The organism is Alkalinema sp. FACHB-956, assembly GCF_014697025.1.
GTDB lineage: Bacteria > Cyanobacteriota > Cyanobacteriia > Leptolyngbyales > Leptolyngbyaceae > Alkalinema.
In genome coordinates, this window is record NZ_JACJRC010000009.1 from 1 (window position 1) to 26155 (window position 26155).

Sequence of the window (26155 nt, forward strand, 5' to 3'; positions counted from 1 at the left end):
GAGCTGGATGGGTTGAAGCGCAGGTTTACTCACAGATTCAATCTCTAGTCCCTAATAGAATGCTAAATTAACTGCTTTTTCTGGATTCTTGTAAAAACTCTCTATTTTTTTAAGCCTGAGTAGTTACCTGTAGACTTGGATCTCAACTGCAAATAGCTCCAATAACCGATCCCTGCTAAAGCTAGCAATAGACCCGAACTCATGATCCAACGAGTCCCCCTTCGGGTGAATGTCTCCTTCATTAGTTTTCCCTGAACCAAATATCTCGATTGTATGATCCTTAAAATTCTTTATAAGACAATTTATGGTGTTCAGGTGACTACGATCACTCAATCGATCTGATTTCTAGAGAAATGTCTACTTTGTGGAGGTGGACACGTACTCACTATCACCCTTATACGGGTGATAGTGATTGATCGACGATTCTTTTCAGAGTGCTATCTACATGATATGAATGTAATTTTATTACCTTCTTTATAGCTATTTTTACGGATACACGGATATAACTTACCCAATATTTCGTACATTGCGCAAAATTCAATTGCAATTTATACTTCCAAATTCATGCTTCTCTTTGTGTAATGCTGGAGAAGCAGCCTGGTAGGGCTTAGTTGGTTCTATCGTGGTTTTGCCCACAATTCAAATTTTTGCTCTTTGGATCTATATGGTTTGGATCTAATTTTGATCGAATACTGAGGCATAAATAAACATGCTAGGCCAAAATCAAGCATTGATTGATTTTGGCCTAGCCCAGCGATCGCGCCCTGCCTAACAAGTTTCCCTGTAGGAAGTTTACAATCGCTATTGGGTGACCCATTTAAAAGGCCAATTTCAGGCTCAAAGCTAAGGCACAAAGCGGACGAATTTGTTTTTACCGAATTGCAATACCTGGCCATACAATTCCGCTGCGCTGTCGAAGCTCAGGTTGGGGTCGCTGGCCTTTTCCCCACTCAGCTTGACGCCCCCCCCTTGGATTTGCCGACGGGCATCGGAACTGCTTTTGCACAGCCCCGCCGCACTGGTCAAGTAAAACAACTTCACCGGAAATTCAATCGCCGCCAAGGAAAATTCCGGCACCGATTCCGCCTGGGTACTGCCCCCGACCAAATTGGCCGCATCCCGCTGCGCCTGTTCCGCCGCTGCTGCCCCGTGGTACTGACTCACCACGTCCAAGGCCAGCAATTTCTGTTGCTCGCGGGGATTGTCCGGCAAGGTTGAGCGATCGAGCTTGGTCAGCAACGTGAAATAGTTTGCCAACAAACTATCGGGCGTCTTTTCCAGCTTGGAGTACATGGTTAACGCATCTTCCGTCAGGGCCACGTAGTTGTTGAGGGATTTCGACATCTTCTGGACGCCATCCGTGCCCAACAAAATTGGCATCAGCAAACCAAACTGAGGTCGCTGCCCAAAATGCCGTTGCAAATCCCGACCCACAGCAATATTGAACTTCTGATCCGTCCCGCCCAGTTCCACATCCGCCTGCACCGCCACAGAGTCAAACCCCTGCATCAACGGATAGAGAAATTCATGGAGAAAAATCGGATTCCCCTTTTCGTAGCGTTCGGAAAAGCCTTCCTTGGCTAACATTTGACCGACGGTCATCGTGCCCAGCAGTTCTAAAATCTTGCTCAGATCCAACCCTGATAACCATTCAGAGTTGTAACGAATTTCTAAGCGACCGGGGGTATCAAAATCGAGAATTGGTCGCACTTGATCCAGGTATGTCTTGGCATTGGCCGCGACATCCGCTTCCGTCAACTGCTTCCGCACCTCTGATTTGCCCGTCGGATCCCCGATGCGCGCCGTAAAGTCCCCAATAATCAGCACTGCGGTATGGCCCGCGTCCTGAAACGCCCGCAGTTTGCGCACCGGAATGCTATGTCCTAGGTGAATATCTGATCCCGTCGGATCGATGCCTAGCTTGATTCGCAAAGGCCGATCGCTCTGCAAAAGGCGCTGTTCTAAATTCTCATCCGGATTTGTGGAGTCCGGTTGCGAAGGAAAAATTTCACTGGTGCCACGATGAAGCCAAGCAAAGTCGGTCATAGCCGTTCCGATCGAAAGTAAACGCTGTATAGTTCTAAACCCATGGAGTAGGCGGAGTAGTAGGCGGACTGCTGACCCATGGCTCGCAGGTGTCTGCCGAGCGAATAACCGCCTGACTGCATTCCCTTAGCCAGCCTACTATAATTAGTGCAAGCTTTCGTGAAAGCTAGTCAGTGCAAGCTGTGAGAACCAACCCACCTGGTAAACGCACAACGGGTCAACCAATCATGATGAGACGAGGGGGCAGACGAAGGGGGCGATTACCATTTGGGACAGTGAACGGCCCTGCGATCGACCCTCACCCAAAGGCCGATCCACCCTGTGTTCCCCGTAAAAAACTGTGCCGAGCCTTCCACCTTCGTCTATCCTACTGTCACCCCACCTAAACTGTCCCTGTGCTGAGCTCCCCTGCCTGAATGCCACTAACCATCGGAGTTAGCCACCAGCGAGATGACTTAGCCACCAGCGCAATTATTGGCGCAATCATTAGCGATCAGCGCATCTAGCCAGCGTGTAGCCGCTTGTTCAACCCGACATTGCTAAGAGAGAAACCATCGTGTCGTCCAACACCTTTCCCAGCCAACCCCAAAACAGTGATTCCCCCTTCCAATTTCTGGGAGCAGTCACCAAGGTTACGGGTGCCACGTTGTTGGGCATTACCATGCTAACCAGTTCTGTGATTGCGGGTGGGCTGGTCGGACTCGCAATCAGTTTTCGCAATTTGCCCGATGTCCGGGTGCTGCGGAACTATACCCCCAGCGAAACCACCCACATCTACGATATCAAAGGCAAACCCTTGGCCAGCTTGCACGGAGAAGCTAACCGAGAGGTCATGCCACTCAACCATTTTTCGCCTCACTTGAAGCGGGCCGTGCTGGCGATCGAAGATAGCTATTTTTTCACCCATAAAGGGGTTAATCCCAGTTCCGTGGGTCGGGCACTGAAGGCCAATTTTTCCAAGGGCGAAACCGTGGAAGGGGGATCAACCCTGACGATGCAGTTGGTGAAGAACCTGTTTCTCTCGCCGCAGCGGGCCTTTAGTCGGAAAGTTGCGGAAGCAGTGCTGGCATTGCGGATTGAACAGGTGTTCTCTAAAGATCAAATTTTTGAAATGTACCTCAATCAGGTCTATTGGGGTCATAACACCTATGGTGCAGAAACCGCAGCCCGGAGTTACTTTGGGAAATCAGCCTCGGAGTTGAATCTGGCAGAATCGGCGATGATGGCGGGACTGATTCAGGCTCCTGAAGCGCTGAGCCCCTTTCTGGATATGAAGGCGGCGACGCGGCGACAACACATCGTGTTGCAACGGATGAAGGATCTCCAGTGGATTACGGAAGCGGAAGAAAAGGAAGCGCGTAATTATTCCATTAAGCTTGGCAAAATTACCTCCTTCCAACGCAGCGAAATTCCCTACGTAACCGAGGCGATCGTCCAAGAACTCACGAAAAAATTTGGCCGAGATATGATCCTCAAGGGAGGACTTCGGATCCAAGCAACGATCGATACTAAGTTGCAACGGATTGCCGAAGAAACGGTGCGGCGAGGAATTCAAAACCTGAATGGCAGCGGAGTCTATGCCGATCAAATGGCGTTGGTTTCGGTCGATCCCCGGACTCATTACGTGAAGGCGATGGTCGGCGGTGTGGACTACAAGAAGAGTCAATACAACCGAGCCACCCAAGCGCTGCGCCAACCGGGATCTTCGTTCAAGCCCTTTGTGTACTACGCGGCCTTCGCCAGTGGGAAATATGCACCAGATTCTACGGTGATGGATACCCCCGTTGGCTATCCCGATGGCTATGACATGTACTATCCCCAGAACTACGATCGCACCTTCTCCGGGGCGATCAGCATTCGGCGAGCGCTGGAAGTGTCCCGCAACATCCCGGCGGTGCGCCTTGGCCAAGAGGTGGGGTTAAATAAGGTGGTGGAAATCTGCCGCAGCATTGGGATTAAAAGTCCGATCGATCCGGTGATTTCCCTGCCCCTCGGCTCAGTGGATATCACCCCACTGGAAATGGCCAATGCCTACGCGACCTTTGCTAGCAACGGTTGGTATGCTGATCCGACGTTAATTGCGCAGGCGACGGATAGTCGAGGGGCGATCGTGTTAGACAACCGCCCGAAACCCCGCTTAGTGCTGGATTCCTGGTCAGCGGCAGCGGTAAATGACGTGTTGCAAGGGGTGATTACCCGAGGGACTGCCACTTCGGCCAACATTGGCCGTCCAGCGGCGGGTAAAACAGGAACCACCTCATCGGAACGGGATATCTGGTTTGTTGGTTATGTCCCGCAGCTTTCCACCGCCGTTTGGGTTGGGAATGATGACTATTCACCCTTGGGGTATGGAGCGACCGGGGGAACGTTTGTCGCCCCGATTTGGCGGGACTTTATGGCCCAAGCGGTGAAGGATCTGCCTGTGGAACGCTTTAGACCGCCTTCGGATTTTCCCCGGCCTTAGCGTTTTTACCCAGCATTTCCCATGGGAGAACCGTTTTGCCGGGGAGAACCGTCTTGCTGACATCCTGACCCAGCAGGTGAAGGAGAGCGAAGGTTAATGTTAGGCTTAATCCAGCAAAACTAATGTACTTCTTTTGGGCAGTCTGTCCTCAAGTTACTGGGTGGGGAGGGTGTTGAGCCATGCTGGACTTTAATCAACTTGCGCGGCAAATGCAGGGCATCAGCCAACATCTCGTCACGGAGTCTACGGCGCTGCGGCAGAAGTTGGACTATGCCAAGATATTGATGGAGCAAGCGCAACTCTGCCAAACGGAATTGGTGGAACGGCAGGCCCAATGGCACGATCGCTTAGTTTTTACCGCCGCCGTGCCGATCGAACCCTTGGAGACTCGGCAGGAAATTGCGATCGCCCCGTCGGCCCACACGGTGATTGCCACGGATGGTTCCCAAATTTCCCCCAGCCACCATGAAATTGCCTATTGCTATCTGATTAACATTGGCCGAATTATTTTGTATTACGGCCAGGGAAAACAGCCCTTACTAGATAGCTTGCCGGAAGTCTTTTATCGTCCCGAAGATCTCTACGTTTCCCGGCAGTGGGGCATTCGCACAGAGGAGTGGATGGGCTATTGTCGCACAGTTTCCGAGACCCAGGTATTGGCGGAATTGGCCCAGGCGATCGTGCATCCCGCCTCAATGCAGATGGATGATTGGGGCGAGATCGATCGGGTGACGGGTGATGTAGACAACCATCAGCTTTCTCTGTTGAATGCCATTGAGGGCGCTAGCTTAGATGCCCTATCTCACCCAAAACCGCTGGAAGCTCAGCCAAGCCAGCCATCGAGTCCCATCGAGTCCCAAAGTCCCAAAGTCCCATCGAGTCTGCAAGTGCCGACGATCGCACTCGTGGACGGGTCGTTAATTTACTGGTTTTTGGAACCCTTACCCACGGAAGCACGCGATCGCATTCTGCAACCGATTTTGCAGGCATGGCAGCAGTTGCGATCGCTGAAGATTCCGCTGGTGGGTTATGTCAGTGCCTCCCGCAGTGGCGAAGCGCTGAATTTCCTACGGTTACAAACCTGTCCCTACCAGACGCCGGATTGTTTAAACCATTGCAGCCAGTTGCCGGATAAATTGCCCTGCCAAGTGCTTGATCCGGTGCGGGATGTCGCCCTGTGGTCGCAGCTATTGGAACCGGGGCAGCGCAGTCCCCTGTGGCGTAGTTCTGCGCGAATTCAGGACTTCTATGGAGACCAAGGCATTTATTTTTGTTACCTGCATGTGGGCAGTGAGGTGGCACGGGTGGAAGTGCCGGAATGGGTGGCGATCGAGCCTGAAATGCTCAATACGGCGTTGAGTTTGGTGCTCACCCAAGTACAAAAGGGCTATGGCTATCCGGTGGCGCTGGCCGAAGCCCACAATCAGGCGGTGGTGCGTGGGGGCGATCGATCGCGTTTTTTTGCGTTGTTAGAGCAGCAAATGATTAAAGCAGGGCTGCGTAACGTGGGAACGTCCTATAAGGAAGCCCGCAAACGGGGCAGTATTGCCTAGCCTCCATTGATCCTGAAGTAAGACCGTATGATTCTGAAGCAAGACCGCAGTCCCATTAATGCTTGAAATTGCAGATCAATAAAATTGCAGATCAACAAAGCTAGGGTAATACCAAATCAACCTGTGATTGCAACCCATGACGATCCCCCTAAATCCCCCTTAAAAAGGGGGACTTTGAAAGAATTTGACTAAATTCCCCCCTTTTTAAGGGGGGCTAGGGGGGGATCGGATCTGTAGCATTGATAAATCAATTTGGTATAAGGCGATCGCAGTCTCAACCATTCGATCTCGCTTACCCTAGTTGTTTCTAGGCTTTTGTAATCACTTTACCGATGTAGTTGCTTTACCAATGTAGTTGCTTTACCAATGTAGTTACTTTACCAATGTAGTTACTTTACCGAAGTCAGTCGCGGTAACTTGTAACATTTACGCTACCAATTTGAAGCGTGGGAATCGTCGTTGCTATCTCCACTATAGGGTTGTACCCCCGTTGCAGGATAATCATCATCATTCAGGCCAAACACACGACTGAGCGCATCGGACATAAAACTAATCACGTTAGCGAACATTTTAGAGATGCCCATAGCAAACCTCAACGACAGTAAAGAGTGAACAGTAACAATGACAGTTAGAAGATTGCAAAACCATCGAGTTGAAACACCCGATCGAGATTGCTAGATGATTCTGCTAATTATCAGGACACCTCCCCCGATTCGTTCGCGAAGAACGTGATTTTTTAAGCTTTTTCAAAGTACGTTGTGAAGTGAAATACTTCGCAATGTGGATTGTTGCTGTTTGTAATGAAATCGATCGATACAATCAACATGTTGTGGTCTGTTGACTTACCTCATAGTTTAAACCGATCGATTGGGGTTTGGGGAATTCGTTGTGATTCTTGATATCCGATCCCCTAGGCACGGCTACAAGCTCCTAGCTCAATGAGGTCTTCAGTCTGTTTTGATAGATCACACCAAAATTATGGCGCGATCGCCCCCTTAGACTCCGCTTGCTTTTGCGTCTACGACTTGTCCCTACCCTGGAGTAATCTGGGTGCTGACCTAGGCGAAAATACTAGGATGACAGGTTAAATAAGCAAAGATGCTCCTCCCAAGGGTTCTCTAGCAACTTCACCAGATCCTCAAAAATCCTCCTTGACAGTTTTGGTGATATTAACTATAAATAGAAAGTAAGGAGGGTGCTCCCGAGGGTGCTCCCACTCTGAACCCATCTAGCACACTGCTGGGATGCCGTTTGAAGACAGTTCTGTTCAATTCAGTTCTGTTTAATGCAGTTGCCATGCAGCCTTGAAAGCAGTCTTGAATATCATGATCCTAAAGAGAGCAATATTATGCCAGTTTTAGAAATGCGATCGGAGGACACCAGTCTCCTAACTGATTTATATCAACTGACGATGGCAGCTTGCTATGTGGGGGAGGGGCTTGATCAGCGCACCGCGAGCTTTGAACTGTTTGTGCGGCGGTTGCCAGCGGGATTTGGCTACTTAATTGCCATGGGCTTAGAGGAAGCATTAGCCTATTTGGAATCGCTCCAGTTCACTCCCCAACACATTGCAGCGCTTCAGCAAACGGGGATTTTTGACCATGCACCCGATCGGTTTTGGCAACTGTTGGAAAGTGCCAAATTTACGGGGGAGATCTGGGCGGTGCCAGAAGGAACAGCAGTCTTTGCCAATGAACCGTTATTACGGGTGGAAGCCCCCCTCTGGCAAGCGCAACTGGTGGAAACCTATTTGCTGAATGTGATTAATTATCAAACCTTAATTGCCAGTCGATCGACCCGAATTCGGGATGCGGCAGGGCCAGAGGCGCATTTACTGGAGTTTGGGACCCGCCGCGCGTTTAGTCCCCAGGCGGCTCTGTGGGCTGCCCGAGCCGCTATCGCCGCAGGATTTGATGCAACCTCGAATGTGCTAGCGGCCATGAAAATGGGACAGAAGCCAGTGGGAACCATGGCCCATGCGTTAGTGATGGCATTGGGGGCGATCGAAGGCAGTGAGCAGGAAGCCTTTTCAGCCTTTCACCGTTATTTTCCCAATGCTCCTCTTTTGATTGACACCTACGATGTGATTCATGCCGCAGAAGCCTTGCGCGATCGCATTGCTAACCATGATATAAGTCTATCGGGCGTGCGGATTGATTCCGGTGATTTAGTTACCCTATCCCAAAAGGTACGGGAACTGCTGCCGACGGTCAATATCTTTGCCAGTGGGGACTTGGATGAATTTCGGATTACAGAATTGCAAGCCGCAGGTGCGTGCATTGACGGTTATGGCATTGGCACGCAATTGGTGACTGGAGCTCCAGTGAATGGCGTGTATAAGCTGGTGGACATCGACGGCATTCCCGTGATGAAAGAATCCGCTGGCAAGATGACCTATCCAGGTCGCAAACAAATTTTCCGTTCCTACGAACATGGATTAATCCACCACGATCGCCTGGGTTTAATCACGGAAGCACCACTGTCTGGAGAAGTCCCGCTCTTGCAACCGGTTATGAAGCAGGGAGAACGGTTACAGCCAGTCAAGTCATTAGCAGAGATTGCAGAAACAACCGCTCGATCGATGACAAGCCTCCCGCCAGAAGTTCGTCAGATTCAGCAGCCCAGCCCTGTCATTCCCCAACTGTCAGAAGCATTGCAGCATTTACTGAGTCAAACCCAAAATCGTCTCCAAGCGACTCATGCAAGTCCCGCTTAACCCAGAAATTAACAGTCACTCGTGCAATACAATAATCAGATTGGTTAGAATGTTAAGCCCGATGGATAAATTGCTTCTCTAGGAATTGTTGAACTGATCTCTTAGAGTTCTATGGAATGAATCGTGATTGCCTCGCATTCGTCTGTTCCATATAGTTTTCAAAACGATCTTTCAATCTATATCTTCTAATTCATCTTCTAATCTGCCCTCTCATCTGTATTACTATTTGTCCTTGAAGCATTCCCATGAAAATTGCTCTATTTGGTACTAGTGCAGACCCACCTACCTTTGGACACCTAGCAATTTTGCGTTGGTTAGTGCAACGGTTTGATCATGTTGCCGTGTGGGCTTCGGATAATCCGTTTAAAGCAAAGCAGGTAGAGCTATACCACCGAACTCGGATGATGCAATTGCTGGTTCAGGAATTGCAGTTGCCAGCTACACAGGTGCGGGTCTACCCTGAGCTGAGTTATCCGAGAACCCTGTTTACCCTTGCCAAGGCAAAGGAGTACTGGCCGGAGGGTGAATTTACCCTGACGATCGGGGCGGATATCGTGCCGCAGATCCCGACCTGGTACCAAGCTCAGCAGCTTCTCTCGCAGGTGCATCTCGTGGTGATTCCTCGGTCTGGGTATGCCTTGGAACCCCAAGCGATCGAACAGCTGAGGCAACTGGGCACGACGGTAGAAATTGCAGATCTGGAAACTCCTGATGTCTCATCAACCGCTTATCGCACCTACCCCCAAGCCGATAGCGTGCCTCCCAGTATCCAATCCTATATCCAACAGGAGCAACTGTACGAATGGCCGGACGAAACTCAAAAGCCCCTAGCACTTCAGCAGCCAGTGGCAAATTAGTGAGTGAGCAATTAGCGGGTGAGCAGCCATTAGCAAGTGAACCACTCGTGAGTGAACCATTAGCGAGCGAGCAATTCGCGAATGACCCATTAATCCGCGACAAGCCAGCTAGTGAGAAATCAACGGTGCGATCGACCCAGCGGGCTGCGCGATCGTCGGGTCGCTGGACTTCCCGGAAGGGGGAACCCTTAGCGGATTTTCGGGTTGGGGTTGATAACGTGATTTTTTCCGTAGACACTGACCTGCATCGATTATTTGTGCTGTTAGTGATGCGTCAAGATCAGCCCTTCGCAGGCTATTGGAGCTTGCCGGGAACGCTGGTGCGGGAAGGTGAATCGCTAGAAAAAGCAGCCTATCGCATTCTGGCGGAAAAAATTCGCGTCCAAAATCTCTACCTAGAACAACTCTATACCTTTGGAGGCCCCCACCGAGATCCCAGGGAGGCTGAGGCAAGTTATGGTGTGCGGTATTTGTCTGTGAGCTATTTCGCCCTTGTGCGCTATGCCGAAGCGGAACTGATTGCCGATGGCGTTAGTGGAATTGCTTGGTATCCCGTAGACCAGTTGCCTTCCCTAGCGTTTGATCACCATCGCATTGTGGACTATGGTCATTGTCGCTTGAAGAATAAGTTGGAATATAGTCCGGTGGCCTTTGACGTATTGCCAGAACTGTTTACGCTAGGTGATCTCTACCAATTCTATACTACGATTTTAGGTGAAAATTTTTCTGACTATTCCAATTTCCGATCGCGGTTACTTAAGCTAGGATTCCTCTCGGATACGGGCATCAAAACCTCTCGAGGAGCCGGACGTCCCGCCAGTTTATACCGCTTCGATAGTGCAGCGTTTGCCCCCTTTAAAGATAAACCCCTGATTTTTATTTAACAACAATCAGCATTTAGCAAGAATTAGTATTTAACAAAAATCAGTAGATCCCAATGTGGGTTGAGATCACCATGTGGAGATCTCCCCTCCCCCTCGTAATCAAGGGGGAACTGGACAAAATAGATTCAAATTCCCCTTACTTCCCGGAGCATTATGAAAATTGCGATCGCACAACTGAACCCCACCGTCGGAGATCTGGCCGGAAATGCCCAAGCGATCGTGCAAGCGGCCCAGCAAGCCGCAACCCAAGGTGCAAGGTTACTGCTGACGCCGGAATTGTCGCTCTGTGGCTATCCCCCACGGGATTTATTACTCAATCCCAGTTTTATCGCGGAGTTATCGGACACATTGACCACGATCGCCCAGCAACTGCCCAACGGATTGGCCGCGTTAGTCGGTACTGTAGAACCCAATCCCCAAGCCAGTCAGCAAGGCGGTAAACCGTTGTTTAATTCCGTGGCTTTGTTAGATAACGCTCAGATTAAACAAGTCTTCCATAAGCGGCTGTTACCGACCTATGACGTTTTTGATGAAGATCGCTATTTTGAACCGGGCAATCAACCCAACCATTTTTATCTAGATGATATCCATATTGGTCTAACGGTTTGCGAAGATCTGTGGAATGACGAAGAATTCTGGGGCAAGCGGAATTACTCGGATAACCCGATCGCGGATTTAGCGGACCTGCAAGTGGCGTTTACGGTGAACCTGTCGGCCTCGCCCTACAGCATCGGCAAGCAACGGATTCGGGAACGGATGCTGCAACACACTGCCCAACGGTTTAATCAGGCGATCGTGTATGCCAATCAAGTGGGTGCAAATGATGACTTGATTTTTGATGGCGGCAGCTTTGCGGTCAATCGGGATGGCAGTCTGGTCAGTCGTGCCCAATGTTTTGCCCCCGATTTATTGCTATTGGAATACGATGCAGCTACGCAGACCCTCAGCTCCCAAATTCCTGCCAGTCCAACGGCATTACCGACCTCAGCGGATGCAGAAATCTGGCCAGCTTTGGTGCTGGGGGTGCGGGACTATGCCCGGAAATGTGGCTTTAGCAAGGCGGTTTTAGGCTTGAGCGGGGGGATTGATTCGGCGTTAGTGGCGGCGATCGCGGCGGCAGCTTTGGGGGCGGATAATGTCCTGGGAATTCTGATGCCGTCGCCCTACAGTTCCGATCACTCCATTACCGATGCATTGGATCTGGCCCATAACTTGGGTATTAAAACCCAAACGATTCCAATCGGGGATGCAATGGCAGCCTTCGATCGATCCCTAGCGGAAATCTTTACCGGAACAGAGTTTGGGGTAGCGGAGGAAAACATTCAATCTCGGATTCGTGGCACTTTGCTGATGGGGGTGGCGAATAAGTTTGGCTACCTGTTGATTTCAACCGGGAACAAGTCTGAAATGGCGGTGGGGTATTGTACGCTCTACGGTGATATGAATGGGGGCTTAGCCGCGATCGCGGATGTTCCAAAAACACGGGTGTATTCCCTATGCGAATGGTTAAATCAACAGGTAAAACAAGGCCAAATTCCTGCTAACTTACCCGCTACGATCGGCCCTGAAATTATTCCCACCCACATTCTGACGAAACCCCCTAGTGCAGAACTGAAGCCAGGACAGGTCGATCAGGATTCGCTACCGCCCTACGATGTGCTGGATGACATTCTGGCGAGGTTGGTGGAAAACCATGAATCCGCTGAACAAATTATCGCCACCGGTTTCGATCGCGCAGTGGTTCAGAAAATTGCCCGCCTGGTTAAAATTGCCGAATTCAAACGCCGACAGGCCGCACCGGGACTCAAGATTACCGATCGGGCCTTTGGTACCGGTTGGCGCATGCCGATCGCCCAACGCTGGCTCCCTACTGGTCAGGTGGTGAACCCGACTTCATAGCGCTATCGATACTAGCCAGCACTTAACGACTCTCCATCATGGCCTTGAGATGCCGCAGACGAGCTTGGTTTAACCGAGGGATGCAGGATTGACTGCGCGGTAATTGGCGGAAAGACTGGGCTTCAAATTGGCAGTATTCCGCTTGATAGCGATTCCAAATGCGCTGCACCTGATCCTGCTTGAGTTCTGCGATGAGGGACTGCATTGGAGTATCTTCCGAGGGTTCTGAAGCTGGGGCAAGCCCTTGGAGGTCAGCAATGCGATCGTTGGTCACGGTTGCTAAACAACGGTGATAGAGCATCGGTGCCATGGAAGCCCCCGCAAAGGGTTCAATCACTGCGTCACAATGCATCTGACGATATTGCCGCCAATGGCTTTCAGCGAGTGCAAATTTCGATCGATGCGGTTGCGGGAGAAGGGGCATCTCGTCCTGATACACCTGGGTTTTCAGAAAATCCGTGGTTTTTGACCAATAGACAGCACAGCGATTCAAGGAGATTTGGCCATCATCCGGGCAATTGAGGGCTGGAATACCAACGCTTGCATGGTCGTCCGAGTGCGCGGGTTGGGCGCAAGTCGCCACACTCAAAACGAGGGTAATTCCTGAGATAAACCTGACAAAGGCACGATCGTCATTCACCATGGTTCTTACCAATCCTGACTCGCTCGAAACCAATACCACTGATCGATTACAACTTGGTAGGTATAGGAGTCTTGCCCAAACCGTTGACTTCCCTCAGGATTGGGCTGATAGACAAACCCATAGGCTGATGTGACCATAAAGCCATGCCACCCGGTGAGAAAGTAAATGCCCCCACGGGGATCGCGATCGCAGTCTTCCACTTTGCACCGATCGCCGCCGGGTCGGTTGGGGCAGTGGGTGAGACGATTGATTCCGCTGCCGCCAGCTTGCGCGACCCGATCTCCCACCCTAACAGGACTAGTGTGACGACCATAGGAATGTACCCATACTGTGTCAGGAAGACGTACGGAACTATGATGAGTATCTATGACGTATCGACTAACAGACCTGGAAAGCAACTGATCCACAGGAGTCCTAGACAAGTCAATTGGATAGTAATCAAGACCAGAATCACAATGAATGCCATGGTGTGATCTCTCTGTGGAATCAGGCTCACAAGCATCAGCCCAGCGGTCTAAGCAAGTGGATTAATTACGGAAACTTGATACAGCCATTTTTGATTTCAATCTTTGTATCATCTTTGACTTCGACTCTACCGCAAGCCGTTTCGATCGTAGCTACTTTGCCACTGCCCTGAATGGTTGCTGCACCTGTTGTACGAGCCTCAAAGGTGACTTCCTTCGACTGTCCATCCATTTGCACTTTCATGACGTGCTTTTGGGAGTCTGTATTGGAATACTTAATGTAAACGGCTGCCAGGGAGGGAGCTGCCAGGGCGATCGTGGGGACTGCCGACAGAGCGATCATTAGCAATGCTTTTTTCATTGTCTAACTCCAGAGGATTGATATCTGTGATATTTGCTACACAGGTTGAATACGTAGTATTCCTATCACTCGCTTGTAGAACCTATGCAGTTTTTATAGACTGTTGTCTAGAACTTTAATCTCAGTGTTCATACGTATTTTAATTTTTTAATATGAACTCAGTGTTGGGATGGCAGATGAAATTCTGTTTTGCCAATTATGATGTACCCTACAGTGATGCCGCTCTACAGTGATGGAGTATGAGGGTAGAGACTGCGATTCCTACAATGATAATTTACAACCCTAGATAATTTACAACCCTACCGCCACTCTATACCCAAGTCGTCTGGCATCGTTCCCTCAAACGTCCAATCCGCATCGTCGATGTGAGCAACCGCAGCCACCCTGACAAACCTCGGGTCGCCTTGCTATTTTCCACCGATACTGCCTTAGGCCCAGAACGCTTGTATGAATATTACAAAGCACGGTTTCACATTGAGTTCATTTTTCGTGATGCTAAGCAATTTACAGGTTTGAGTGATTGTCAATCCCGACAGCAAGATGCGTTAGATTTTCACTTTAATGTCTCCCTGGCCGCACTCAATTTAGCCAAGCTTGAACAAATGCAATCTCAGCAACAGTCCACCTATGATGCTCAACCGATCTCTTTCTCCATGGCAACTTACAAACGTCAGACCTTCAATCAGCATTGCCTGGAGCGCTTTATTGCAAGGTTAGACCTTGACCCAACTTTGATTAAATCCCACCCCAACTACCCTAGCCTTCTCCAGTACGGGGTGTTGGCTCCATAAATCTGTCCGGACTATTGCTGAGGGATTTGCTCAGAAATCCCAGCCCCGATGCATCTCCCTATCTCCCTATTCACCGATCTATCCATCCTGCCCATGTATTATTCATTACATCATCGATACGGATAATCTTTCTGCACCCATTCGGTCAATTTGTAACCTACCTGTGAAGATCTCTAACAGCATATGACTAGACCTTAAGAATTTCAGTCCCCAGAATTAAGAATTGTGGGAATTACAACCGTCCCCCAACCTCCTCAGTTACCAAGAAAGAAAGCCACGATCGAACCGAGGGAGTTTGGGGAGTTTAGCCATGCCAATTCGCCGCATTATTCGTGCATGGAACGTTCGTGCATGGAAGTATTTTGTCCTATCACTATTGGTCGTGCTCCTAACCATCGCCGTCGGGCCCTCTCACCCTGGACTTCAGCCCCTCGTCAGCCAAGCCCAACCCGCAGGGCCAGGGGCGATCGTGGCTCCCCTGCCCAACCCCACTCTGCCCGATTGGATCAGCCAAATCAGCCCCACCGGAGCCGTTGATCCCCTCGCGCAAATTCGCATTCAATTTAAGAACCCCTTAATTCCCCTAGAAGCCCTCGGCAGTCCAGCCCAGCAGGAATTACTGAAAAAATTTGAAATCACCCCCAACCTCCCCGGACGATTTCGCTTCCTGACCCCGCGCATGGTCGGATTTCAAGCCGATCGCGCCCTCCCCAAGGCCACCCGCATTAAAGTCACCCTCAAAGCTGGTTTAGCCGATTTAAATAACCACCAACTAACCCAAGAGATTGCTTGGACATTCAACACCGAAGCCATTCGCCTCACCGATTTACCCACCCTACCCTCCGACCCCGATGCATTCATAGAACCCTTGGGCCTTGAACCGACTTTAGAAATCACCTCCAATGTCGAATTAGATCTCAATTCCGTCAACGTTAAATTAATTGCTGAGAACTCCGGTTCCATAGTCCCGGTCAAAATCGCACTGAAATCCGATCAATCCTCCCGAAATCGCTTCGATCGCTTTAGCGATCCCCAGGAAGACTTCAACCCTGCCGCCAAAGCTTGGATTTACACCCTCACGCCCCAGAACCGACTGAATAAAGCTACGCGCTATCGTTTGGAATTTGCACCGGGAATGCGTCCCAAGGAAGGCAACCTCGTCAGCGAAACGGCCTTTATCGGCAGCCTCATGACCTATAGCCCCCTACAATTTCAAGGATTCGCCCGCGTCAATCTACCGGACGCCAGCGGAGCCTACGGTCGCTTCGTTACAGGCAACGCACAACTCAAATTTAACAATGGCCTGCTGGCCGAGTCTGCCCGCAGCGCGATCGCGATCGACCCCGCCCCCAAACCCAACACCCGCTGGCTCCAGGTGTATGACGACGATCGGGTGATTAACCTCAATCCCTGGGCCTTGGAACCGCACAAAAAATACCGCATTACGATCGCTGCAACCCTTAAGGATCAGTTTGGGCAAACCTTGGATAAACCCGTGACCGTGGACTACGAAACCGGAGAAGTCGCAGCGGATTTTTGGGCCCCGTCGGGATTAAACATCTTTCCCACAAGCAAAAACCTACAACTGAATCTCTCAGCCATCAACCTGCCTAAACCGGAATATAAAGCGGCCTACCGCGTTGTGCAACCGACGGATTTAGTCTATTACGACTCCGCCGAAGCCCAGGAAAACCAGCCCGGTTTACTCGCCGATAGCAAGACCTGGCAACCGATCGCCCTACCCGTTGCCCAACCCAACACCAGCCAAACCATCCCCATCCCCATCCAGGACAAGTTGGGGGGCTCTACGGGAATGCTGGCCTACGGCGTCCAAGCGCGCACCTATCAATATGAGGAAGACGGGCGCAAGCAATGGCGTGACCCAACCTACTCCGGGCTAGTGCAATTGACCAATTTGGGCGTCTTTTCCCAGTGGTTCCCAGATTCTGGCCTGGTTCGGGTACATCATTTGTCCGACGGTTCAGCGGTGAAAAACGCCAAAGTAGCGGTGTATCGATCGCGCCTCGCTGCCAAATCCCGCCCCGCCCCCACGCCCTGCGCCAACGGCACCACCGATCAAACTGGCCTAGTGCAATTCAACGCCGCCGATCTACAAGCCTGTATGTCCACGGGAGCCACTGTTTTCGCCGATGCCCCGGAATTACTGACGATCGTTCGAGAAGACAAAGACTGGGCCTTTTCCCGTAGCCAGGAATGGAGCGGCAGTTACGGCTATGGCATCTACGCCGGATGGAGCGGCAGCCAACCGGAATCACGCGGTACGATTTTCTCCGATCGGCAACTCTACCAACCCGGCGAAACCGCTTGGTTCACTGGAGCGGCCTATTATCTGAAAGCAGGGCAACTCAAGCAGGATAAAAATACGCGCTACACCTTGACCCTCAAAGATCCCAACGATAAGGCAACGGATCTGGGAACGCAGACAACTAATGAGTTTGGCACATTTTCGATCGAAGTGCCGATCGCGAAAACGCAACCCTTGGGAATCTACACGATCGAAGCTAAAAATCGCAACGGGGTAGAAATTTTAGGAACGTTCCGCGTGGCAGAATTTAAACCACCGAATTTCAAAGTGGATCTCGCATTAGATCACGAAATGGCTCGGGCGGGAGATACGATTAAGGCCCAAGTCCAAAGCAACTATCTCTTTGGTGCGCCTGTCGAAGGGGGGCAGGTGGACTATTACGCTACCCGTGAGAAAGTGGACTTTATCCCCAAGGGCTGGGAGAACTGGAACTTTGGGCGGCAGTGGTTCTGGCCAGAAGAAGAACCTAGCGTCGAATCCGATGTCTTGCAAACCCAAGCGGCCTTAGATCCCAAAGGTCAGGGTCAACAAAGCTTTACGATCGCTCCGGATCTGCCCTATCCCATGGCCTATCGTCTCGATGCGCAAGTCAAAGATGTCTCCAACCTGGCGGTGGCTAATTCCAAAACAGTGATTGCCTTACCCAGCGATCGGTTAATTGGCTTGAAAGGTTCCTTCGTAGCCGATGCGGGGAAACCCTTTGAGCTGCAAGTCGTCGTGACCGATGCCAAGGGGGGCGTGGTTGCAGGACAAGCCGTCAAACTGGAATTACAACAAATTATCTACAGTAATGTGACTCAGGTGATCGAAGGGAGCCGACGGGGACGGAATCAGGTGGAGTATAAAACCGTTGGTCAGAGGGAAGTTCGATCGGGCGATCAAGCCCAAACTGTTTCCCTAACGCCACCGGAATCGGGCTCCTATCGTATTCGTGCTAATTTCGCCAATGCAAAAGACGAAATTGCAGCAACGGATCTGCAAATTTGGGCTACCGGAGAACGATCGGTCTTTTGGGGGAGTCGTTACCGCAATAATCGACTGGAACTGAAGCTGGATAAGAAGACCTACCAACCGGGTGAAACGGCCAATGTGGTGATTCAGTCGCCCTACCCTGAAGCGAATCTCTATTTTGCAGTGATTCGCCACAAGACCTTGTACAAAACCATCACTAAAGTCAAAGGGGGTGCCCCTCAAATTCAATTTAAGGTCACACCGGAGATGCTGCCCAACGCAGCGATCGAGGCAGTTTTGGTACGCCAAGGGGAGCCGCTGGAGAAATTGCAACCGGGAAGTTTGGACAACCTCGTCCACATTGGCTTTGCGCCCTTTAAAACCAGCCTAGACCAGCAGTATCTCAAACTGCAAATCCAACCGGAACAACCCACGATCGCCCCCGGTGGCGAAGCCAAGGTGCAATTCACCCTGCAAAACGCCCAGGGCAAACCCACCCAGGGACAACTGACGGTCATGGTTGTTAACGAAGCGGTGTTGCAACTGACAGGCTACCGTCCGCCGGATTTGGTCAAAACTGTCTACGCAGAGCAGGCTATTTCCACCCGCTTTGCCGATAATCGTCCCGATGTGGTGCTAGAACCCTTGGCCTCCCCGATCGATAAGGGGTGGGGCTTTGGAGGTGGCTTGTCCAACGGGTCGGGGGATACGCGCATTCGGAAGGAATTCAAACCGATCGCTTACTATAACGGTTCGCTCATCACTGATAGCAATGGGAAAGCCAGCATTCGCTTTAAGGTGCCGGATGACTTAACGACTTGGCGGGTTTTAGCCGTCGCCACCGATGGAGCTATGCATTTTGGCAATCAGGATGCAACGCTAATGGCAACCCAGCCCTTAGTGACTAATCCGCTCTTGCCGCAATTTGCCCGCGTGGGCGATCGCTTCGCAGCGGGAATTGCCGTCACCAATAACACGGGTAAACCAGGTAGCTTCAGCAGTCAGGGTAGCTTCGCCGGGGCACTACAACCGCTGAATAATCAAGCCACCACGGTACAGGACACCTTGGAGTCGGCGACGAAAGCCTATCGCTTCCCGATCGTTGCCACCCGTCCCGGCAATGGCACGATGCAGTTCCAAAGCATGCTGAATGGTAAGACCGATGCCTTTGAGTTGCCGTTGCTGGTGAAGCCGTTAGAGATGACGGAACAGGTGGTGGAAACGGGAGCCACGGAGCAACGGGCGGCCATTCCCCTACAAATCGACGGTAATGTCGCGCCGAATGTGGGCGGTCTTGAGATTGCCCTCGCCAGTACGCTGATTCCGGAACTCAAGGAACCCGCTCGCCAAGCCTTGGAAGATCGGGAGTTCCCCCTGTTGGAACCTGCCGCCAGCCAATTATCGATCGCGGCTAGTTTGCAGGTGCTCAGTCGAACCTACGGTCAAAGCTTTGAGGGATTTAATCCGTCGAACCATGCGGCCCAAGCTTTGGAACGCTTGACTAAACTTCAGCGCTCCGATGGCGGATTTGCAACCTTCCCCGGCGATGCCACGTCCGATCCCTTTGTCTCGCCCTATGTAGCGGAAGCGCTAGGACAGGCGATCGAGGCAAAATTACCCGTCAATGCTGAGATGATTAGCCGACTACAAGGCTATTTACAAAAGACCTTAACTAATCCAGGACAGTATCAATTCTGTTCCGGACAACGCTGTAAGGATCAGGTACGGTTACGTGCCTTGATTGGGTTGGCGGCACTGGGGGAGAAACGTAAGGATTTCCTAGGCGATTTGTACGATCGACGGGAACAGTTTGACTTAATCGATCGCATCAAACTAGCCCGCTATTTATCACAGTTCCCCGATTGGCAAACGGAATCAAAAACGCTAGCGACTAAGATCCAGGAAACCGTCTACGAAACAGGTCGATCGGCGGCGGTCAATCTACCTCGACGCTGGTGGTGGTTCAGTTCACCCACAACGGCTCAGGCGGAGGCCACCCGCTTATTCATTACCCGTAAGGCTTCGCCGGAACTGTTAAATAAACTCGTTTCGAGTCTGTTGGCACTGCGGCGGCAGGGAACCTGGGGCTGCACTTACTACAATGCCCAAGCGTTAACAGCCTTGGTGGACTATAGCCAACTGTTACCCACCCCACCGAACTTTACAGCCACGGCAGCGTTAAATAACCAAACGCTCCTGGCGCACAAGTTCCAAGGCTACGAAACCCCCAGCGTCGATCGCACCATTCCCATGGCAGAGCTGCCGCGCGGACGGCAAACGGTGCAACTGGAAAAATCGGGGACAGGCACCTTGCATTACCTTGCAGCCTATCGCTATCGGCCCCAGGGCAATCCCCCCGGTCGCTTCAATGGCTTAAGTGTCCTACGATCGATTCATCCCGCCAACCAATCCACCACGATCGGTACAATGGGACTGGCTGCAACTGAGCAACCCCTAGTGGTCAACTCGGGTCAGGTATTTGATATTGAATTGCAAATCACGACCGATCACCCGATCGATCATGTTGTGATTACCGATCCCTTACCCGCAGGCTTTGAAGCGGTTGATACTGAGTTCCGCACTTCTACGCCCTACTTTGCGGCTCAGTCCGATAGTTGGCAGATCAACTATCAAACGATTTATCGCGATCGCATCATGGCCTATGGCAGTCATTTTGAGGCGGGGGTTTACACGCTGCATTATCTCGCGCGATCGGTCACACCGGGAACCTTTACCTATCCGGGTTCAGAGGTGCATCTACAGTACGCGCCGGAGGAATTCGGACGATCGGCCACGGCCACTTTGCAAATTCAGGGGTCTTAATTGGAACGCTTAATCGGGATAGCTGAATTGGGATAACTTAATTGGGATAGCTGAATTGGGATAGTTTTATCGATCGCCATCCCATGGTGGCCTATCAAGCACGATTCTTCCAGGCCTGATAGGCTGCCAAACTTGGGCCTAGGGGAATCCCTTCCTGTTCAAGTCTTGTATTGACCTTCTGGCTCAAGTGTTGGAGCTGACTGATCCAAAGCGGCATTTCATATCCAGATAGCATTCTAAATTCCAATAATCCATCGCGCCAAGTGAGCTTTTCCAAGCGATCGCAGAGACTTTCAACGGATTGATTACAGCTAGCGGCAATGGTTTGGACTTCTTTCAATTCTTCTTTTGTAAGTTGTAGTTCCATGGTTAGGATTTTCTAGGGTACTGTGTTGGGGTACGGATGCAGTCTGAATTCAAGTGACCAAGACTTGATCTGTCCCTTTCAGATACTATGCGGGAGATTCTTCACGATCGAGTGATTTGGATCACCTCTGGTTCAAACTGGTGCTGCCCATTCAGCTTCCAGCACTGGAGATCGGTCACATTGCCTTGACTGACGGAGGCAATCACGTAGGAATAGTCTGCCCAAGCTAATCGCCGATCGCACTCCGATGGAATGGCAGGATGATCAGGATGGGAATGGTAAACACCAACAATCTCTAACTGTCGCGATCGGGCTTTCTTCATCGCTTGAAACATGACTGCGGAATCGATCCAATAGCGATCGGTCTTTCCAGTTCCTGCGCCAATTAATTCTGCTACTGCTGCGTTCCAGCCATTTTCCGTCGGGTAAAGCTCAACCACGATCGTACAATCTTGCTGTCTTTTTCCTAGCAATAACCCACAACCTTCCTGGGGATAGGCTTGTTCTAACCAATCTGTGAGTTGATAGATGTAGTTTTGGGAGATTTGTAGCATAGCGTTCTCTCGTGCTGAAGACTGCAAGATTGCCATTACCGACGATCGTCTATTCGCTTGTTCGTTTGAAGCATTCTGTTTAAAGTAATTCTGTTTAAAGTAATTCTGTTTGATTAATTTCGATCGATTCCAGTTCGATCGGGCGCGATCGCCAAGGTTTTTTTCCCGCCACCAACACATCCCACCAATGGAAATGCATGGCTAACAAGTGATCCAATTCCCGCGTATCCTTACTGGAACTCAAGTTTTGCGCATCTGGTAAACAATAGGCTGCAATTTCCGACGCCTGCAACATGTGCAAGACACCCACCGAAAAACCACTGCCCGCATAGACAATACAGCCCCCCATGGGCAATGCTTTCATATTGGCTAAGGCGTAGGGAATTTTTTCGTCGGCGGTACCGGGACTGTCCTGAAACTTACATTCGATCGCAAAGGCCGTTTGCGAAGCTTCCCGAATCAGCAACATATCAAGTCGGCGATTCTTCCCAATGATCGATTTACCAATATTGACTTCTCGATAAACCGTAATCCCCCGATCGCTAAAATTCCGATACACATAATCTGCAATTAAATTGGCATATTCATGGCCAGTCATCGGTTTCTTAATCACAATCTCTGAACGCCTCCTGTCTGAATACCTGCTTGCAGTCTCCTGGCCGCTGGGCATGAATACTAGGTGCTAATCTAGACTTGAATCTGCACTGAAATCCACACTGCAATTCACGGGATATAAAAACTCAGTGATCCGCTGCTGTGTGATATGAATTGCTTCCTCACAAATATCATTGCCCCAGAAATTGCAAGCCTGCCTCAGCGCCGCTAAACCCACACTGCCAGCCCCCATAAACGGATCAATCACCAACTCCCCCGGTACCGTACTTTGGCGCACCAGTACTTCTGAGACCTCGATCGGTTTTTCCGTGGGATAGCCGCGAAAAATTCGGGGGTGTTCGATAATATCGGCGATCGACAAGTCGTTCAGTTTGCGTTTGCCCTTTTCAAAAAACAAAATGAACTCATAGCGCGATCGATAGTGATATCCCATGCCAATTTTTTGTTTATCCCAGACGATCGGCTTCCAGAATTTAAATCCCACCTGCTCTGCCATGGGCTTAATCACGAACATCGTTTCCGCATCGCAAAATAGATACAAATGGCGATGGTTCTTCAACACACGATAGATTTCTGGGAGCAATTCTGTAAAGCGATGGTTGGGAAAGATTTGAAACCAGTTATTACTCGATGCTTTGCTATGTTTGAGTCGTGTGGTTGTCCCTACACTGCGATGTTTTTCCAAGGACTCATAGGGCGGATCGGTAATGACCAAATCCACAGAACTATCCGGCAACGATCGCAGCCATGCCACCGCATCCGCTTGATGTAACGTAAAGGTGACCGGAGCGCCCATAGCAGAAGAAGAATAGAACACCTGTATTTTACAGCCTGCCGAATTTCACAGCCTGTTTAACGGGGAATCATTTCTAAACTTTCTTCTTCGATCGCCAGTTGTTCGGCTTCCCTGAGTTCTGATTCCGGTAAACCATCGGCACGATCGAGACTGAGCGTTGGACTCTGGTTGGGTAGATTGAGACGGTGCCGGACTTGGAGGGGTTGCAACTCGGCACGTTGTAACTCTGCACTGGGCAATGCGATCGTTCCCTCAGTTCCCTCTGGGGCTGCTGCGCTATCTACTGCACTGCCCACTGCGCTATCTACTGTGCCATCGCTTGCACGCTCTATTATTCTGGCTACAGGATTGACCTCAGCAGCTGCGGTAGCCAGGGGTTGCAGGGGTTGCGCCAGTTGTTTGGCGGATTGCGGGTCGGCCATCAGTTTATCGATCGCTTGTTTGACAAAGCCTTGGATAAACGCCGATCGTTGATTTTGCTGGAAAACTTGCTTGAGGATATCTTGCAGGCGATCCTTGCGAATCGTCGTCGTCTCACCTTCCCCCTCAAAATAATTGACCAACGCCAGTCCCGCAATGCGCGTTAAATAAGCCGCACTGACGCCCTGTAACGCCCCCCCCGCCACATAGGTAATCGCATTGGTTTTCAGCACCACCCCGATCGCCTGGGTGGAAACTTCCACAATCCCCAGCTTCACCATCAATTCCGCCAGGGTTTTCGCGATCGTTTTGCCCTGCTCTAGGGAGAATTTTTTCTGGTAGAGATGGCTCAGTTCTACAACCATTTGGCCGCTAATGGCGGCTGTTGCCAGCAGATCCAGAGCCGGAAAGGGATTGGCAAAGGCCGTTCCCGCAATCACCCACTGTGCTCGCTCAATAATCGGCATGGCCCGATCGCGCCGCACTTGATTGAGCTTAATTTTGGCATCCACCTTCAGGGCTTCCACATTGCCCAGGGAACTGGCCAGGATTAACTTCTGGCCCTCCGTTGCCAAAATCGTTTCCAACCGTGTTGTTAGATCCGTAATTTGCGGTTCCGGCTCCTCCAGCCATTCTTGAATGGAGCCATCGGCTTGGTGTTGGCGCACCTTCATCGGTCGAGGTTGCCCCGCCACACTGACCACATCCTCCGGCGCAACCATCCCCCGCAACCGATCGCGAATTTTGCTCAGAATTTCCGCCTGCTCCTTGGGTAAATACTGGTCTTGTTTGTTAAACACCACCACGGTGCGGCGATGGGCTTCGGTGAGCTTTTTAATCGCTTGGATCTGACTCTCGGTGAGGTCACCCTCCGTTACAAACAGCACCAGATCGCCCGCCTTGGCCAACTGCCAAGCTTCCGCTTCCATGGACAATCCAGCCTCCGCTGCGGCAAACAGCTCTGGGCTATCCTGGAGGTGAATTTTGTGGGAAATGTCCGTCGCCCATTGGGTTTGCAACAATTGCGTCAACGTGGTTTTGCCAACCCGCTTGCCCCCCATGGCCACCAAGCGAATGTCTTCCCGTTTCAGTTCCGCCAAAATTTCATGGAGCTGCGTACGAAACTCCGACACCTGTTGGGCACTGCCCTCGATCGCCAGCTCTTTCACCTCGGCGGCCAATTGGTTCACCACGGCCTCCGCCTCCACCAACGCCGTTTTGACCCGCTCTACTGTGACGGGGCGTCGATAGACCAATTGACGTTGGGGTTTGGCAAAACTCAGATACGCCCAAGCAGCACCACTTCCGAGCACGATCGCAGGAACCCATTCCCCCAACCAATCGGTGATGCCATCTAAAATCCAAATGGAAGCCGCTAGACCCAACCCGCCTAGCACCCACGAGCGTAACGATAATGCCATAGGTCACCCTACTGAGCTGTGCATTCAGGATAGAGCATTTTACAATCGATCCGGGGCAGATGCAGGACTAATCTCGCGATCGCCCACGACCCTCCACAGGGGGCAGTCGTTTCTGTGGGTTCAGCCGATGGCGAACGGTGGTTTTGATCTGTCCGACAATCTGATTCCACACCCCCTTCAAATCCCTCGGGACTTCCCGTTCATTGACGTGACTAAACTTTGACTCCAAAATCTCTCGGAGTTTGGTGCTGGTTAAAGGCCGATTCAAGAGCCCCCGTTCCGCCACCGAAATCGACCCCGTTTCCTCCGATACCACAATGCACAGGCAGTTCTCCACCCGTTCGGTAATGCCCATGGCGGCTCGGTGGCGGGTCCCTAACTGGCGCGAGGCCGATCGCTCGGATAACGGCAAGATAATCCCCGCTGCAATAATGCGAGATTCCCGAATGAACATTGCACCATCATGGAGCAAGGTCGAAGTTTGAAAAATAGTTTGAATCAGTTCGCGGGACACCGCCGCATCTAGTTTAACTCCCGGAACCGAAAAATCCCGTTCATCGATCGTGCCATCGGTTTCTAAAATTAACAGCGCGCCGGTGCGATTTTGGGACAGATCTTTAATCGCATCGACAATTTCGTCAATGATGCTGTCTGAACTGACGGGAGTGCGCCGAATTGGCTGGAAGAGTTGGGCCAATTCCCCTCGGCCTAGCAGTTCCAAAAAACGGCGAAACTCGGCTTGCAAAATAAAGGCCATTGCAACCGCCGAGCCAATCACCAAGTTATCGAGTACGAAACTGAGTAGCCGTAGTTGTAGTTGCCGACTCAAGGCCGCTGCGAGCATCAAGGCGATAAAACCCCGCACCATCCAAAGGGTACGGCGTTCGCCAATGATCAGAAGCATCACATAAATTAAGCTGAGAACCAGCCCAATATCAATCAGCGACCGTAGATTTTGCCAGAGAAAAATCAATAAAGACCCCATCAAGCCATGGTTTGCCAGCCACTGCTCTACCGTATCTGCCATTGCCTCTGGAGTCGCGAACTACAAGTTTTGAATAGGGAGCACAGGTGTCAGTCACCAATTCAGCCAACAGGAACGTTGCTCGAAAGAAGTTCCTCAGAATCGTTTCGATTGGAGGCTCTTGGTAGACTGACAAACTGCTTCCCCATTCTTAAGCGTTCTTTTCCCGATCAAGTCATG

20 protein-coding genes are annotated in these 26155 nt (G+C 51.0%); 8 read left to right on the plus strand and 12 right to left on the minus strand.

The genetic code is table 11. The features are described 5' to 3' along the window. Positions 1-843: 843 nt before the first annotated feature. Entirely contained in the window at positions 844-2046 is a 1203-nt protein-coding gene (tyrS, locus tag H6G21_RS11730; protein ID WP_190573601.1) for a tyrosine--tRNA ligase, read from the minus strand. Then, a complete protein-coding gene (locus H6G21_RS26020) occupies positions 2043-2168 on the minus strand; it encodes a hypothetical protein (RefSeq protein ID WP_277875283.1) in 126 nt (41 codons plus the stop codon). Before H6G21_RS26020 ends, tyrS begins: the two co-directional genes overlap by 4 nt. Positions 2169-2602: 434 nt before the next feature. Between H6G21_RS26020 and H6G21_RS11735 the strand changes: the two genes are divergently transcribed. After that, positions 2603-4510 carry a PBP1A family penicillin-binding protein gene (locus H6G21_RS11735; protein ID WP_190573602.1) on the plus strand — a complete coding sequence of 636 codons (1908 nt, stop codon included), beginning with the start codon at positions 2603-2605 and terminating at the stop codon, positions 4508-4510. Positions 4511-4689: 179 nt separating this feature from the next. Continuing rightward, a complete protein-coding gene (locus H6G21_RS11740; RefSeq protein WP_190573603.1) occupies positions 4690-6063 on the plus strand; it encodes a DNA double-strand break repair nuclease NurA in 1374 nt (457 codons plus the stop codon). 431 nt (positions 6064-6494) lie between these two features. Here the strand turns inward: H6G21_RS11740 and H6G21_RS11745 are convergent, their stop codons facing one another. Then, entirely contained in the window at positions 6495-6647 is a 153-nt protein-coding gene (locus H6G21_RS11745) for a hypothetical protein (protein WP_190573604.1), read from the minus strand. A 764-nt stretch (positions 6648-7411) separates the two neighbouring features. Between H6G21_RS11745 and H6G21_RS11750 the strand changes: the two genes are divergently transcribed. From H6G21_RS11750 to H6G21_RS11765, 4 genes are all read left to right on the plus strand, one after another. After that, positions 7412-8779 (plus strand): nicotinate phosphoribosyltransferase, encoded by a 1368-nt coding sequence (locus H6G21_RS11750; RefSeq protein ID WP_190573605.1) that lies wholly within the window; start codon positions 7412-7414, stop codon positions 8777-8779. Positions 8780-9024: 245 nt separating this feature from the next. Then, a complete protein-coding gene (locus tag H6G21_RS11755; protein ID WP_190573606.1) occupies positions 9025-9636 on the plus strand; it encodes a nicotinate-nucleotide adenylyltransferase in 612 nt (203 codons plus the stop codon). A gap of 125 nt (positions 9637-9761) precedes the next feature. Next, positions 9762-10520: an NUDIX domain-containing protein gene (locus tag H6G21_RS11760; protein WP_190573760.1), complete on the plus strand. Its 759-nt coding sequence runs from the start codon at positions 9762-9764 to the stop codon at positions 10518-10520. Between the two features lie 153 nt (positions 10521-10673). After that, positions 10674-12419: an NAD+ synthase gene (locus H6G21_RS11765; RefSeq protein ID WP_190573607.1), complete on the plus strand. Its 1746-nt coding sequence runs from the start codon at positions 10674-10676 to the stop codon at positions 12417-12419. Positions 12420-12441: 22 nt separating this feature from the next. Here H6G21_RS11765 and H6G21_RS11770 read toward each other — a convergent pair whose 3' ends face one another. The 3 genes from H6G21_RS11770 to H6G21_RS11780 all read right to left on the minus strand — a co-directional run bounded on the left by H6G21_RS11770 (position 12442) and on the right by H6G21_RS11780 (position 13887). Beyond that, complete coding sequence (locus tag H6G21_RS11770; protein WP_190573608.1) at positions 12442-13062, minus strand: lysozyme inhibitor LprI family protein; 621 nt, start codon at positions 13060-13062, stop codon at positions 12442-12444. A gap of 5 nt (positions 13063-13067) precedes the next feature. Then, positions 13068-13349, minus strand: coding sequence for a hypothetical protein (locus tag H6G21_RS11775; RefSeq protein WP_190573609.1), 282 nt, complete (start codon positions 13347-13349; stop codon positions 13068-13070). A 244-nt stretch (positions 13350-13593) separates the two neighbouring features. Then, complete coding sequence (locus H6G21_RS11780; protein WP_190573610.1) at positions 13594-13887, minus strand: hypothetical protein; 294 nt, start codon at positions 13885-13887, stop codon at positions 13594-13596. Between the two features lie 365 nt (positions 13888-14252). On the opposite strand from H6G21_RS11780, the gene H6G21_RS11785 reads away from it, so the two are divergent. Continuing rightward, on the plus strand, positions 14253-14678 hold the full coding sequence (locus H6G21_RS11785) for a transposase (RefSeq protein WP_347278011.1): 426 nt from the start codon (positions 14253-14255) through the stop codon (positions 14676-14678). Positions 14679-14988: 310 nt separating this feature from the next. Further along, on the plus strand, positions 14989-20778 hold the full coding sequence (locus tag H6G21_RS11790) for an alpha-2-macroglobulin (protein ID WP_190573611.1): 5790 nt from the start codon (positions 14989-14991) through the stop codon (positions 20776-20778). A gap of 94 nt (positions 20779-20872) precedes the next feature. On the opposite strand, the gene H6G21_RS11795 is transcribed toward H6G21_RS11790, so the two are convergent. The 6 genes from H6G21_RS11795 to cdaA form a co-directional block, all read right to left on the minus strand. After that, complete coding sequence (locus H6G21_RS11795; protein ID WP_190573612.1) at positions 20873-21145, minus strand: hypothetical protein; 273 nt, start codon at positions 21143-21145, stop codon at positions 20873-20875. Between the two features lie 101 nt (positions 21146-21246). Further along, entirely contained in the window at positions 21247-21699 is a 453-nt protein-coding gene (locus tag H6G21_RS11800; RefSeq protein ID WP_190573613.1) for a M67 family metallopeptidase, read from the minus strand. A gap of 94 nt (positions 21700-21793) precedes the next feature. Next, entirely contained in the window at positions 21794-22312 is a 519-nt protein-coding gene (locus H6G21_RS11805; protein WP_190573614.1) for a PD-(D/E)XK nuclease superfamily protein, read from the minus strand. 69 nt (positions 22313-22381) lie between these two features. Then, complete coding sequence (locus tag H6G21_RS11810) at positions 22382-23110, minus strand: site-specific DNA-methyltransferase (RefSeq protein WP_190573761.1); 729 nt, start codon at positions 23108-23110, stop codon at positions 22382-22384. Between the two features lie 56 nt (positions 23111-23166). Beyond that, on the minus strand, positions 23167-24951 hold the full coding sequence (locus H6G21_RS11815; RefSeq protein ID WP_190573615.1) for a DUF697 domain-containing protein: 1785 nt from the start codon (positions 24949-24951) through the stop codon (positions 23167-23169). A 67-nt stretch (positions 24952-25018) separates the two neighbouring features. After that, positions 25019-25978: a diadenylate cyclase CdaA gene (cdaA, locus tag H6G21_RS11820; RefSeq protein ID WP_190573616.1), complete on the minus strand. Its 960-nt coding sequence runs from the start codon at positions 25976-25978 to the stop codon at positions 25019-25021. Positions 25979-26155: the final 177 nt, after the last annotated feature.